Source organism: Nocardioides sp. PD653-B2 (genome assembly GCF_002117935.1).
In the GTDB taxonomy this organism is placed as follows: Bacteria; Actinomycetota; Actinomycetes; order Propionibacteriales; family Nocardioidaceae; genus Nocardioides.
The window spans coordinates 234,276-247,746 of sequence record NZ_BDJE01000004.1; the positions used below are offsets into that span (position 1 = coordinate 234,276).

At 72.5% G+C, this 13,471-nt stretch carries 12 protein-coding genes; 3 read left to right on the forward strand and 9 right to left on the reverse strand.

Translation table 11 applies throughout. The annotated features are described in order from the left end of the window. Positions 1-45: 45 nt before the first annotated feature. Together PD653B2_RS01780 and PD653B2_RS01785 are read left to right on the forward strand one after the other, a co-directional pair. The gene (locus PD653B2_RS01780; RefSeq protein WP_414689147.1) at positions 46-834 is read left to right on the forward strand and encodes a ParA family protein; all 789 of its coding nucleotides are present in this window, start codon (positions 46-48) and stop codon (positions 832-834) included. Beyond that, entirely contained in the window at positions 831-1,787 is a 957-nt protein-coding gene (locus tag PD653B2_RS01785) for a ParB/RepB/Spo0J family partition protein (RefSeq protein ID WP_085870592.1), read from the forward strand. Before PD653B2_RS01780 ends, PD653B2_RS01785 begins: the two co-directional genes overlap by 4 nt. 42 nt (positions 1,788-1,829) lie before the next feature. Here PD653B2_RS01785 and PD653B2_RS01790 read toward each other — a convergent pair whose 3' ends face one another. Both PD653B2_RS01790 and PD653B2_RS01795 read right to left on the reverse strand, forming a co-directional pair. Beyond that, on the reverse strand, positions 1,830-2,609 hold the full coding sequence (locus tag PD653B2_RS01790; RefSeq protein WP_085870593.1) for a lysophospholipid acyltransferase family protein: 780 nt from the start codon (positions 2,607-2,609) through the stop codon (positions 1,830-1,832). A gap of 45 nt (positions 2,610-2,654) precedes the next feature. Further along, entirely contained in the window at positions 2,655-3,872 is a 1,218-nt protein-coding gene (locus PD653B2_RS01795; RefSeq protein WP_085870594.1) for a pyridoxal phosphate-dependent aminotransferase, read from the reverse strand. 55 nt (positions 3,873-3,927) lie between these two features. Here PD653B2_RS01795 and PD653B2_RS01800 point away from each other — a divergent pair, with 55 nt between their 5' ends. Then, a complete protein-coding gene (locus PD653B2_RS01800; RefSeq protein WP_085870595.1) occupies positions 3,928-4,560 on the forward strand; it encodes a GNAT family N-acetyltransferase in 633 nt (210 codons plus the stop codon). Between the two features lie 137 nt (positions 4,561-4,697). On the opposite strand, the gene trxA is transcribed toward PD653B2_RS01800, so the two are convergent. The 7 genes from trxA to PD653B2_RS01835 all read right to left on the reverse strand — a co-directional run bounded on the left by trxA (position 4,698) and on the right by PD653B2_RS01835 (position 13,461). Then, complete coding sequence (trxA, locus tag PD653B2_RS01805) at positions 4,698-5,024, reverse strand: thioredoxin (RefSeq protein WP_085870596.1); 327 nt, start codon at positions 5,022-5,024, stop codon at positions 4,698-4,700. An 87-nt stretch (positions 5,025-5,111) separates the two neighbouring features. Then, entirely contained in the window at positions 5,112-6,122 is a 1,011-nt protein-coding gene (gene trxB / locus PD653B2_RS01810; RefSeq protein WP_085870597.1) for a thioredoxin-disulfide reductase, read from the reverse strand. A gap of 117 nt (positions 6,123-6,239) precedes the next feature. Then, the gene (locus tag PD653B2_RS01815; RefSeq protein ID WP_085870598.1) at positions 6,240-6,992 is read right to left on the reverse strand and encodes a hypothetical protein; all 753 of its coding nucleotides are present in this window, start codon (positions 6,990-6,992) and stop codon (positions 6,240-6,242) included. A gap of 45 nt (positions 6,993-7,037) precedes the next feature. After that, positions 7,038-7,739, reverse strand: a complete 702-nt coding sequence (gene sigM / locus PD653B2_RS01820) for an RNA polymerase sigma factor SigM (protein ID WP_085870599.1) — start codon at positions 7,737-7,739, stop codon at positions 7,038-7,040. After that, positions 7,736-9,583, reverse strand: coding sequence for a protein kinase family protein (locus PD653B2_RS01825; RefSeq protein WP_085870600.1), 1,848 nt, complete (start codon positions 9,581-9,583; stop codon positions 7,736-7,738). Before PD653B2_RS01825 ends, sigM begins: the two co-directional genes overlap by 4 nt. Positions 9,584-9,643: 60 nt before the next feature. After that, the gene (murJ, locus tag PD653B2_RS01830) at positions 9,644-11,332 is read right to left on the reverse strand and encodes a murein biosynthesis integral membrane protein MurJ (protein WP_085870601.1); all 1,689 of its coding nucleotides are present in this window, start codon (positions 11,330-11,332) and stop codon (positions 9,644-9,646) included. After that, positions 11,329-13,461 (reverse strand): DUF6049 family protein, encoded by a 2,133-nt coding sequence (locus PD653B2_RS01835; RefSeq protein ID WP_133058906.1) that lies wholly within the window; start codon positions 13,459-13,461, stop codon positions 11,329-11,331. Before PD653B2_RS01835 ends, murJ begins: the two co-directional genes overlap by 4 nt. Positions 13,462-13,471 lie beyond the last annotated feature (10 nt).

Genomic DNA, 13,471 nt, shown 5'->3' on the forward strand with positions numbered 1-13,471 from the left:
CGGCTACGCCCGCCGCTGCCTCGGCCGGACGCCACGAGGATCTTCGTGGTCGCCAATCAGAAGGGCGGCGTCGGGAAGACCACGTCGACCGTGAACGTCGCGGCGGCGTTGGCCCAGCTCGGGCAGCGGGTCCTGGTGGTCGATCTCGACCCGCAGGGCAACGCCTCGACCGCGCTCGGGGTCGAGCACCGCCGCGGGGTGGCGTCGACGTACGACACCCTCGTCGACGGGGTGCCGATCATCGATGTCGTGAGCGTCAGCCCGGAGGCCGACCAGCTGTTCGTGGTCCCCGCCACCATCGACCTGGCCGGCGCGGAGATCGAGCTGGTCTCGGTGGTCGCCCGCGAGGGCCGGCTGCGCAAGGCGATCCACGGGCACCCCCACGTCGGGACCGCCGCCGATCTCGGCGACGAGCGTCTCGACTACGTCTTCATCGACTGCCCGCCGTCGCTGGGCCTGCTGACCCTCAACGCCCTGGTCGCGGGCAACGAGATGATGATCCCGATCCAGGCGGAGTACTACGCGCTGGAAGGCCTCGGCCAGCTGCTCGAGACCGTCGAGATGGTCAAGGCGCACCTCAACCCCGGCCTGGACGTCTCCACCATCCTGGTGACGATGTACGACGCCCGCACCCGGCTCGCGGCCGGCGTCGCGGAGGAGGTGCGCGAGCACTTCGGCGACCAGGTCCTCAAGACCACGATCCCGCGGTCCGTGCGGGTCTCGGAGGCGCCGTCGTACGGCCAGACCGTGATGACCTACGATCCCGGCTCGCCGGGCGCGCTGTGCTACCTCGAGGCCGCCCGCGAGATCGCCACCAAGGGAGCCAGAGCATGAATGCCGCCAACCGCCCGCCCCAACGACGGGGGCTCGGACGCGGCCTGGGCTCGCTGATCCCCACGGGTCCGCCCGCCGACGAGGGCGACCAGCACGCCGAGCAGGGCCCCGGCCCGGACCGGGGCGGGTTGCAGACGGTCGACGGCGCCTACTTCGCGGAGCTCCCGGTCGGCCAGATCCAGCCGAACCGCGTCCAGCCGCGCCAGGTCTTCGACGAGGACGCGATGGCCGAGCTGGTGCACTCGATCCGGGAGATCGGCGTGCTCCAGCCGATCGTCGTGCGCAAGCACGGCCCGGAGGAGTACGAGCTGGTCATGGGCGAGCGCCGCTGGCGGGCGACCCAGGAGGCCGGCCTGGCGGTGGTGCCGGCGATCGTCCGCGAGACCGACGACGTCGACATGCTGCGCGACGCGCTGCTGGAGAACCTGCACCGCTCGCAGCTCAACCCGCTGGAGGAGGCGGCGGCGTACTCGCAGATGCTCGAGGACTTCGGCTGCACCCACGAGGAGCTGGCCAGCCGGATCGGGCGCTCCCGGCCGCAGATCAGCAACACCCTGCGGCTGCTGAAGCTGACCCCGGCCGTCCAGCGCCGGGTCGCGGCGGGCGTGCTGTCCGCAGGCCACGCCCGGGCCCTGCTGGCGATCGAGGATGCGGACCTGCAGGATCGCCTCGCGCAGCGGGTGATCGCCGAGGGCATCAGCGTGCGCGGCCTCGAGGAGATCGTCGCCGTGCGCGACCAGGACTCGCGGGCACCGCGAGCGGCCCGGAGCAAGCCCTACGCGCCCGGGCTTGCGGATCTGGCCGAGCGACTCTCGGATCGGCTCGAGACCCGGGTGAAGGTCGACCTGGGCCGGGCCAAGGGCAAGATCACCGTCGAGTTCGCGACCATGGAGGACCTCCAGCGGATCGTCGACGTGATGGACCCGCGGAACCGCAGCGACAGACCGATCTAGCGATTGGCGGACTGATCGACAGGGCGATCTACCGATAAGTCGCTATGTCGACTTATCGTGATCGGCGGACCTCTGGGCCCGGCGCTGCGCCCGGAGCTGCTTCTCCTCGGCGTCGAGCGCGGCCGCCTGCTCGAGCGTGGGTGCCGAGCCGCCGTGGGAGGCCGGCAGCCACCAGGAGCCGGGCGGCTGCTCGGCCGGCGGGTAGGCCCGGATCGTCTCGTCGAGCATCGCCGACATCACCGCGCGCAGCTCGGCGGTCTCGGCGACCGGGTCCGCGCCCGTGGGATGCAGCGCCTCGCCCACCCGGATGGCGATCGTCTTGCCGCGCGAGAAGTCGCGCGGGTGGTCCTTGGTCATCATCCGCTGGGTGCCCCACACGATCACCGGGACCAGCGGCACGCCGGCCTCGGCCGCGATCCGGACCGCACCGGTCTTGAACTCCTTGAGCTCCATCGCCCGCGAGATCGTCGCCTCCGGGAAGATGCCGACGGCCTCGCCGTCCTGGAGAAGCCGTACGGCGGTGTCGTACGACGCCGTGCCGGCGCCGCGGTCGACCTCGACGTGGCGGCAGGCCCGCATCAGCGGTCCCGACACCCGGTGGTCGAAGAGCTCCCGCTTGGCCATGAACCGCACCAGCCGCTTCGACGGGTTGGCCGCGAGCCCGCCGTACACGAAGTCGACGTAGCCGATGTGGTTGTAGGCGAGCAGCACGCCGCCCGAGCGCGGGACGTGGTCGGTGCCGGTCATGTCGAAGCGCTGGCCGAGCACCTTGAAGCCGGTCTTGGCGGTGGCGACGATCGCGCGGTAGGTCAGGTCGGGCATGACCGGAGCCTAGGGGGCTCCTGGGCAGCGCGGCGTGGCGGTGGGTCAGCGGCGGCGTACGGCGAGGAAGTCGGCGATCCGCCCGATCGCCTCCTCGAGCACGGTCACGTCCGGGAGGGTGACCAGCCGGAAGTGGTCGTGGGCCGGCCAGTTGAAGCCGGTGCCGTGCGTGACCAGCAGCTTCTTCGCGCGCAGCAGCTCGATCACGAACGCCTCGTCGTTCTCGATCGGGTAGACCTCCGGGTCCAGCCGCGGGAAGCAGTAGAGGGCGCCCTTCGGCTTCACGTTGCTGACGCCGGGGATCTCGTTGAGGAGCCGGTGCGCGAGCATGCTCTGCTCGTAGAAGCGGCCGCCGGGGGCGACCAGCTCCTGGACGGACTGGTAGCCGCCGAGGGCCGTCTGGATGGCGTGCTGGGCCGGCACGTTGGCGCACATGCGCATGTTGGAGATCAAGGTGAGGCCCTCGATGAAGTCCGTGGCCATCTCCCGGGGGCCGGAGATCATCACCCAGCCGGTCCGGTAGCCGCAGACCCGGTAGGCCTTGGACAGGCCGCTGAAGGTCAGGCAGAGCACGTCGCTGCCGGTGTACGCCGCCGCGTGGTGGTGCACGGCGTCCTCGAACAGGATCTTCTCGTAGATCTCGTCGGCCATCACGACCAGGTCGTGGCGCCGGGCGATGTCGACCAGGCCCTTGACGACGTCCTCGCTGTAGACCGCGCCGGTCGGGTTGTTCGGGTTGATGATCACCAGGGCGTGGGTGTTCTCGGTGATCTTGGCCTCGACGTCGGCGAGGTCGGGGTTCCAGTCGTTGTCCTCGTCGCAGCGGTAGTGCACGGCGGTGCCGCCGGCGAGCGTGACGGCGCCCGTCCACAGCGGGTAGTCGGGGGCCGGCACCAGGATCTCGTTGCCGTCGTCGACGAAGGCCTGGAGGACCATGGAGATCAGCTCGGAGACGCCGTTGCCGATGAAGACGTCCTCGACGCTCACGTCGCGCAACCCGCGGGACTGGTAGTAGTTCATGACCGCGGTGCGGGCCTCGTAGATGCCGCGCGAGTCGGCGTAGCCCTGGGACTCCGGGAGGTGGTGGATCATGTCGGCCACGATCGCCTCGGGCGCCTCGAAGCCGAACGGCGCGGTGTTGCCGATGTTCAGCTTGAGGATGCGGTGCCCCTCGCTCTCGAGGCGCTGGGCCTCGACGAGGATGGGCCCGCGCACGTCGTAGCGGACTCCTCGGAGTTTTCTGCTCTGCCGGATCTCTCGCACCCCACCATCCTCGCAGGCGCGGACCTACGATGAGGGGAAGGGGAGGAGGCGCGAGATGTCCCGCAAGATCGTCCGGCTCACGCTGGACCACCTGGACACGATCACGGCCCCCTGCCGCTCCTGCCTCTTCTGGGAGCTCGACCCGGTTCGGCGCGAGCGCGTCGAGGACCCCTGCGCCGAGAAGGACGCCTGGGTCTCGGAGGTGCTGCGCGAGTGGGGGTCGTGCGGCCGGGTGGCGCTCGTCGACGACGCGGTCGTCGGCTACCTCGTCTACGCGCCCGAGGCGTTCGTGCCCGGCGCCGCCGGCTTCCCGACCGCCCCGGTGTCGCCGGACGCCGTGCTGATGACGATGGCGTACGTCGATCCCGCGCTGCGGGGCGGCGGGATCGGCCGGATGCTCGTCCAGGGCATGGCCCGCGACCTGATCCGGCGCGGCGGGATCACCGCGGTCGAGGCGTTCGGCGACACCACCGGTCGCGGCGGGCGGTGCGTGGTGCCGGTGGACTTCCTCGGCGGCGTCGGGTTCAAGACCCACCGCCCGCACATGACGACGCCGCGGATGCGGATGGACCTGCGGACCGCGATCAGCTGGAAGAGCGAGGTCGAGGCCGCGATCGAGCGGCTGGTCGGGGCGATGCGGCCGGCGCCCAAGTCGGCCGGGAAATCAGCACGAGGCCCGACGTCGTGAACGACGCGGGCCTCGTGGGTGGAGCAGAACTAGACCTGTGCGGATAGGTCGACGGGTCTCGACACGCCGGACGCGACTTCGTTCCTCAGTCGCGCGGCTCGCTCGACCACCATCGACCGGTCCGCTACGCGTCCCGGTCAGGCGATGAAGTCGGCGAGCTCGTTGAGCAGCGTCGCCTTCGGGCGGGCACCGACGATGGTTTTCACGACCTCGCCGCCCTGGTAGACGTTGATCGTCGGGATGCCGGTGACGCGGTACGACGAGGGGGTGACCGGGTTCTCGTCGACGTTCATCTTCAAGAAGGTGATCTTGTCACCGTGCGCGGTGGCGATCTCGTCGAGGATCGGAGCGACCTGGCGGCACGGACCGCACCACTCGGCCCAGAAGTCCACGAGGACCGGCTTGTCGGACTTGAGGACCTGCGCCTCGAACTCGGCGTCGGTCACGGCGGAGATGTTGCCCACGGTGGTTCCTTCCTTCTGTGGTGGCGTCGAACGCCTGTTGTCAGAGAACACCACGGCGGGGACGGATGTTCCCCGACATGAGTGCGGTCAGGCGCCGGCGGCCTGGACGGTCTCGGTCATCAGCTCGGCGTCGGAACGCGCCTGGGCGTCGGCCGGGCCGGAGGCCGCGTGGTCGAGCTCGGCGAGGTAGCGCTCGGCGTCGAGGGCGGCCGCGCAGCCGGTGCCGGCGGCGGTGATCGCCTGACGGTAGTGGTGGTCCACCAGGTCTCCGGCCGCGAAGACACCCGGCAGGTTGGTGCCGGTGGACGGGTGGCTGGCGATGACGTAGCCGTTCGCGTCGAGGTCGACCTGGCCCCGGAGCAGCTCGGAGCGCGGGTCGTGGCCGATCGCGATGAAGAGCCCGGTCGCGGGCAGGTTGCTGAGGTCCCCGGTCACGGTGTCGCGCAGGGTCACCGACTCGAGCCGGTCGGCGCCGTTGATCTCCTCGATCGCGGAGTTCCAGATGATCTCGAGCTTCGGGTCGGCGAACGCGCGTTCCTGCATGATCTTGGAGGCGCGCAGCTCGTCGCGGCGCACGATCAAGGAGACCTTGGACCCGAAGCGGGTCAAGAAGGTGGCCTCCTCGATCGCGGAGTCGCCGCCGCCGACGACGGCGATGTGCTGGTCGCGGAAGAAGAAGCCGTCGCACGTCGCGCACCACGAGACGCCGCGACCCGACAGGGCCTCCTCGCGGGGCAGGCCGAGCTTGCGGTAGCCCGAGCCGGTCGCCAGGATCACGGCGCGCGCGGTGAAGGTGTCGGTCGCGGTCTTCACGACCTTGGTGTCGCCGGTCAGGTCGACCTCGATGACGTCGTCGGGGACCAGCTCGGCGCCGAAGCGCTCGGCCTGGCCACGCATCTCGTCCATCAGGGCCGGGCCCATGATGCCGTCGCGGAAGCCGGGGAAGTTCTCCACCTCGGTGGTGTTCATCAGCGCACCGCCGGCGGTCACCGACCCCTCGAAGACGAGCGGTGCCAGGTTGGCGCGGGCGGCGTACACGGCGGCCGTGTAGCCGGACGGGCCGGAGCCGATGATGATGACGTTGCGGGTGTCGGACATGGAGCGCGACTCTCCTCGAGGCTGGTGATGGGGACCGGGCGTGCGGGTCCCTGCGATCAGTAGAACCGATCGTAGGTGAGGAATCTTCCCCGGTCCTGGGGCACCCGGCGGCTGCGGCTACGGCGCGGGCAGCGTGATCGACCGCTCGGTGTGGTCCGAGCCGCACAGGAAGAGGTCGACGATCTGGGTGTCACCCCGGACCGGTCGGAGGACCAGGACGCCGGGCCGGCCGTCGTATCGGACCGGCACGGCCCGGCCGCGGCCCCAGCCCGTCGTCGGGCAGGTGTCCTCGTAGGCGTCGTGGCGGTCGCTCAGCGCGTCGGGGAGGGGGCTCTCGGCAGAGGCGGAGCCGGACAGCGCGCCGGCGGTCCCGGTCACCCGGGCGAACTCGGTGTCCCGGAGCCGGCTGACCTGGGCGCCGAAACGGTCCGGGTCGAGGCGGACCGGTGCGCCCGAGGGCATGCTGCTGTAGTCCTGCGTAGCACCCGACGACGCCGGGGCGTCCTCGGGCCCGGACTGCAGCTGGTTGCCAGCGGCCGCAGGCCCGGCGTCGGCGCTGCTCCCGCTGTCGTCCGCGGAGACGTCCAGGTGGGTGACCTGGTTGATGCCGATGCCCACCACGACCACGGCCGCCGCGGCGACCAGCCAGGACCGGACGTTGCGCCGCCGACGACGCGCTGCGGCGAGGTCGGCCGGCTGCTGGACGACGGTGACCGGGACCGGGTCGGAGGGGTCCTCGTCGCGCAGGTCGGCGAGCACCGCGTCGAGCCGGGCGGCGACGTCGTCGGGCAGCGGCTCGGTGTGGCGGGCGTCGGCGAGCAGGCGGCGTACCTGCTCCTCGTCGGGGGTCAGGTCCTCGGGCTCGGACACGGGTGGTTCACCTCCTCGCGAGGCTCGTTGGCGGGGGTCAGGGCGTCAGGCTCCGGCCGGCGGGCCGCGCGGAGCATCCGTTGATCCGACGGATCCGGACGCTGGCGGGTTCCCCGGGGTGGCGTGTCCCGGGTCACCGTGGCGCTCCTCGCGCAGCGGCGCGAGCAGCTCCGCGAGCCGGGCCCGGCCGCGCGAGCAGCGCGACTTCACGGTGCCGACGGCGCACTCGAGCATCTCGGCCACCTCGTTGACCGGGTAGCCCTCCATGTCGACGAGGACCAGGGCGGCACGCTGCTCGGGCGGCAGGGTGGCCAGCGCGTCGAGCACGGCCCGGCGGCGCTCCTCACGCACCGAGCGGTCGGCGGGGTCCTCCGTGCCGGGCGCGGCCGTGGCGGCGGAGCCGCGGTCGCGGTACTCCTCGAGGTCGTCGGGCAGCGACTCGGTCCGCCGTACCTTGGCCGCGCGGAGCCGGTCGAGGCAGGCGTTGACGACCACGCGGTGCAGCCAGGTGGTGACGGCGGCGTCCCCGCGGAAGGTGTCGGCGCGGCGGTAGGCCGCGACCATGCCGTCCTGGAGCCCGTCGGCGGCGTCCTCGCGGTTGCCCATGGTGCGCACGGCGACCGCCCACAGGCGGTCGCGGTGCCGGTGGAAGAGCGTCCCGAAGGCCTCGGGGTCGCCGGCCACGTGGGCGCGCAGGAGGTCGTGGTCGCTGACGAGCGCGTCGGGCCCGTCGTCCGGGTCGCTCATCCGCGGACCGTCACCTCGGCGACCTCACCGCGGAAACCGCCCTCGACGGCCGGGAGCGAGGTGAGCCACACGGTGAGGTAACGCCCGCTCGCCGCGGTGTCGAGGGTGACCCGCGCGCGTTGCTGCTCGGCGGTGCCGCTCGCCACCGGGGTGAGCCCCTTGACGCCGGTCGGTGCCTGGTCGGTGACGTAGAGGGAGTACGCCGTCGGTGTGCCCACGAAGGAGAGGTCCACGGAGGACACGTCCCGGGGCTCGCCGAGGTCGAGGACCAGACCGACACCGGTCTTGAGACCCCCGGGGCCGAAGTTCTGGAGGTAGGTGAGGGTCCGCCACGCGGTGGCCGGGGCGCCGTCGACAGCCAGCCCGGCCGTCTCCGGGTTCTCGGCGAGGTCGCCCTGCGGGTCGAAGTCGGTCGCCGTCACGCCGGTGATCACCTGCGCAGGCGGGGCGGACGACGTGGTGGCGCTGGGTCTCGGGCCGTCGTCGCCGGGCAGCGCACCCAGCGGCGTGCGGCCGCGCCCGAGGTTGTAGGCCACCACGATGGCGACGAGCAGGAGCAGGCAGGCCGCGATGGCCCCGGCCAGCCGGAGCCAGCTGCGCCCCGGCACGGGTTCGGCCTCGTCGTCGACCGTCGGCGTCATGCCGGTGCCGGTGCCGGTGTCCGGACCGGTGTCCCACGGCCAGTAGCCCGCGCCGCCCCGGGCGACGGTGGCCTGGGGCGCCGCGCCGGGACGCGGGGTGCGCGAGGTGCCGCCCGGGCTGGGCTCGGGCGCGAAGAGCGGCCGCTCCGGCGGGTCCTCGAACGGCGGCGGGGGCGGCACCGGCTCGCTGCGGGCCGCGAGCCAGGAGACGTCGTCGTGCTCGTCGTCGAAGATCGGCAGGCCCGCCTGGGTCGGCAGCTCCGTCGACGCGGGGGGATCGAGCGTGGGCTCGGGGGTGGGTTCCGGTTCCGGCTCGGGTACGGCGGGCGCCTCGTCGCGGGCCGGAGGGTCGGGCAGCGCCGGCAGCGAGATCGTCTCGGTGTCGCGGTGGCCGGCTGCCGCCTCGGCCTCGGCCAGCCCGGTCGGGTCGCCGACGAAGGCGCACAGGTAGTCGGCGATGCCCTCGGCGGTCGCCACGTCGTGCGTCTCGCGGAGCCGGGCGCCCCACTGCCCGCCGTACGGGTTGATGACCTCGTCGCAGAGCGCGTCGAGCGGCCGCGGGATGCCGGCGCGCACCTGCCGGGGACGCAGCACCCGGCCCTGCTCGACCGGGGCGGGCGGGACGTCGGATCTCGAGGTGCCCGGCCACTTGCCGGTCAGCGCGCTGTAGAGCAGGCCGCCGAGGTCGGCGACGTCGGTGGAGACCCGGCCCGGGGGGAGGCCGTACATCGCGGCGTCGACGGCGAAGCCGATCAGCCGCACCGCGCCGCCGTGGTCGATCAGGACGTTCTCGGGCACCAGCCGGCCGTGGGCGACGCCGGCCTCGTGGCCGACCGCGATCGACGCCGCCACCTCGGAGACCAGCCAGGCCGCGCGCCGCGGACCGAGCGGGCCCTCGGTGGCGAGCATGATGTCGAGCGAGTCGCCGGTGCCCCACTCGTTGACGACGTAGCAGAGGCCCCCCGCCCGGTCGGCGTCGAGGACCCGCAGCAGCCGGCGGTCGTGGACGGTCGCCGACCGGCGCGCCGCCTCGAGGAGCGCGTCGGCACGCTCGTCGTCCTCGGCGATGACGTGGAGGGCGACGTGCCGCTCGAGCACGCGGTCGTGGGCGCGCCAGAACCGGCCGCCCTTGCTCTCGGTGAGCAGGTCGACCAGGCGGTAGCGGTCGGCGAGTACGTCGCCGGGCCGGATCGAGCTCGGCACTCAGCTCCCCTCGTCGCTTCCCGTGCAGGACTGGTGGCCCAGGGCCATCGTAGGGCGGACTCAGCCTCGCCGCGGGAGGGGGAGACGGCGGGTGATCGTGTCGACCACGGCGCTCACCTCGAGGACCCGCAGCACGCGGGCGAGCAGCACGAAGACGATCAGGTCGACGGCGCCCACGACCAGCAGCGTCGCCGCGGCCACCAGCCGGCCGGGGTCGCCGTCGATCTGCTGGGCGAGGTACGCCGCGCCCGCCGCGACCGCGGCCGCGCCCAGGCCCGCGATCAGCACCCGGACGAGGAAGCGGACGAGCGTCGGTGTGCGAAGCCCGCCCAGCACCCGCCGCAGGACGGCGTAGGAGACCACGGAGCCGACGAGGTAGGACGCGCTGTAGGCGAGCACCAGGGCCGGCGAGGTGTGCCGTGCGTCGGTCGCGCCGACGAGGACGACGGCGACGGCGATGTTGGTGGCCGCGACGGCGCACTGGATCCAGAAGACGGTGCGGTTGCGCTCGAGCGCGTAGAAGCCCCGCAGCATCAGGTAGTGGATCGTGAAGAAGACCAGCCCGATCCCGAACAGGGCCAGCGACGGCGCGAACGCCGCGAAGTTGTCCGCGGCCGCGCCGTACCCCCAGATCACGTGGGAGACGTTGGTCGACACGAGCGGCAGCACGAGGGCGAACGGGATGACCACCGCGAGTGCGCTGCGCAGCGTCTCGCTCAGCGACCGGGCCACGCCGCGCAGGTCGTCGTCGGCCGCGCGCGCGGCGAGTCGAGGAAGGATCGCGGTCGCCAGGGAGACCGTGATGATCGAGTGCGGGACCATCATGATCAGGAACGTCTGCGAGTAGACGGTGTAGCCCGTGCCGTCGGTGCTCCCCCCCGAGCAGGATGCGGTGCCACTGGACGACAGCCGGACGACGACCGTGTACGCGATCTGGTTGACGATGACGAAGAGCACCGTCCACATGCCGAGCCGGAAGGTGTGCCCGAGGCCGGTGCCGCGGAAGTCGAATCGCGGCCGGTAGCGGAACCCGGCCGAGCGGAGGTACGGCACCAGGATCACGAACTGCGCCGCGATCCCGAGGGTCGACCCGAGGCCCAGCAGGAGCTCCTGGTGCGGGGAGAAGGCGCCGAACACCTCGGCACCCCGGGCGGGGCCGAAGACGAACAGGTAGACGACCAGCACCGCGATCGAGATGACGTTGTTGGCGATCGGGGCCCACATCATCGGCCCGAAGCGGCCGCGGGAGTTGAGGATCTGCCCGACCAGCACGAACATCCCGTAGAAGAAGATCTGGGGCAGGCAGAAGCGCGCGAACGCGATGACGGAGTCGCGCTGGGCCGCCATGCTCGGGTCCCGGTAGCAGGACGACAGGAAGACCGACATCACCCACGGCGCCGCGACCACCAGGAGCGCGGTGACCGCCCCGAGGAAGAGCGCGGCCAGGGTGATGATCCGGTTGGTGTACGCCTCGCCGCCGTCCGCGTCGTGCCGCATCGCCCGCACCAGCTGCGGCACCAGCACGGCGTTGACGACGCCGCCCGCGAGCAGGATGTAGAGCATGTTCGGGATCGTGTTGGCGATGTTGAAGATGTCGGCGTGCAGGTAGGCGCCGAGCGCCGCCGCGAGCAGCCCGGCTCGGACGAAGCCGCTCATCCGCGACACGACCGTGCCGGCCGCCATCACGGCGCTGTTGGCGAGGACGCGTTCGCGCTCGTCGTCGGGGCGCTCGCCGTCGAAGGCGGTCATGCCGACCCGGCCGCCGCGCGGAGCCGCCGGAACAGCCGGACGACGATCGCGCCGAAGAGCAGGGCGACCCCGGTGCCGAGGATCAGCCAGATCACGTTGCTGACCCGGTTGGAGCGGATCGGCAGGTCGTCGGAGGACCCGAGCGGTGCGTCCTTGACGTCGGTCAGCGCCAGCGTCACGTTGCGGATGCCGAGCGCCGACGAGGAGGCGTTGAGGAGCACGGTCGTCCCTCGCCCCGCCCCGATGTCGACGCTCTCGGCCGGGACGGCGACCTTGAGGGGCGGTTCCGTCAGCGCGGTGATCTTCACCGTGACGGGCTGATCGAGCCCGTTGGTGATCGTGGCCGCGAACCGCCCGCTTCCGCCGGAGAGGATGACGGCCTTGGGGGCGTCGATGCGCACCGACCGGAGCCGGTTGTCGATCCAGGTGCGCGAGGAGTCGGCGGAGGCCCGCGCAGCCCCCGGCCGGAGCCGGTTGGAGTACGACGTGTCCGAGAACGCCTCGTCGCGCACCTCGGTGCCGACCTCGTCGTTCTGGGTCAGCAGGTTCTGCAGCGTGTCGCCGGCCCGGACCAGGTTGTCGGCGGCGGCGAAGTTCGCGGCGTCCAGCTCGAGCCCGACCTGGCGGGCGGGGTAGTCGAGGTCCTCCAAGGACACCGCACTGCCCTCGCGCTGCATCGCGTCGGTGAGGGTCGTCAGGTGCAGCCAGTCGAGGTCGAGGCCCTCGAAGAAGCCGGTCGTCGAGTCGGGCGACCAGGTCGTCGGGAACGTCACGATCAGCGGCTTGCGACCCGGCGTCATCAGGCGGACGGCGGCCTCGCTGACGATGCGCTGGCGTAGGGCGACCGGGGCCATCGGGTTGTCCGGGCCCGGGCCGCCGCTGGCGGCGCCCGACGAGGAGACCGCCAGGGTGTGTCCGTCCGCCCGCGCGACCGCGGGGGCGTGCGGACCGAACATCCGGTCGGTCACGAGCACCGGGGTGCCGGTCTCGGTCGCCTCGATGCCGGCCTGGTCGATGAAGCCGCTCGGCGACGACACGACGGGGGAGGTCGGGAGACCCCAGGGCGCCAGGTCGCCGTTCGAGCGCCTGCGCGCCTGCTGGTAGACCTCGGGGTCGTACGCGGCGGCGGCGGCGACGTCGACGTCGCCGTACGGCAGCGTGAGGATCTGGCTGCCCTCGAGGGCCTCGTGCAGGCGCTGCAGCCAGGAGGTGCCCGCCTCGGCGGCCGCGGCGACCTCGGGATCCTTCGGAGCGTCGGCCTCGTCGTCGCCGTCCGCGGAGGGCTGGACCGAGGGAGAGGGCGACTCCGACGCGTCGCCGGTGTCGCCGTCGGTGTCGTCGTCGGAGACGGTCGGCTCCAGCGACCGGGGCGGGTTGCCCGCGACGAGGCGGGCGACCGCGTCGGGGACGGCCGGGTCGACCAGCCAGGTGATCGGCCGGGAGCCGGCGGCCGCCCCGAAGTCGACCATCGAGCGCATCCGGCCGCCCGGGGAGAGGGTCCGGGTCCAGGTCGGGACCTTGGCGAGGCTGCCGTCGGCGGTGTGGAGGATCTCGCGGCGGACGGGGAGGACCAGGGCGGTGTCGACGGACTTCCGGGTCCTCGCCACGAGCGGGAGGAAGGTGCGGGCCCGGCCGTCGGCGCCCGAGATCCGTCCGTCGTCGCTGGTGCCCAGGGCGTGGACGCCGAACCAGTAGACGCCCGCCTCGTCGACGCCGATCTCCGAGCGCGGCACCCGGAGCGTGTACGGGTGAGTCTCCCCGGGGGCGAGCTCGTCGACGGTGTCGAACGTGTCGGTGATCCGCTCGCCGACGTCCGCGTCGGCGTCGGTCTGGGCGGCGTCGGCGAGCTCGTCGGCGGTCGTCATCGGCGTGTCAGAGACGAACGCGAAGACCTGGATCGAGGTCCAGGCCTCGGTGTCGTTGTTGGTGACCGACCCGCTCACCCGGATCGGGCCCTTCTGGGGGATCGTCGACGGGCTGAGGCTGTCGATGGTGACCGCGAGCGGCGCCTGGTCGGCGCGCGCCTTCGGGGCCGTGCCGGCGCTCGCCGGCGCCATCGGGGCGACCACCACGGCAGCCAGGGTCGCGACCGCCGCGAGGGCAGGCAACAGCGACACCGGGCGAAGCACCCGCCGACTG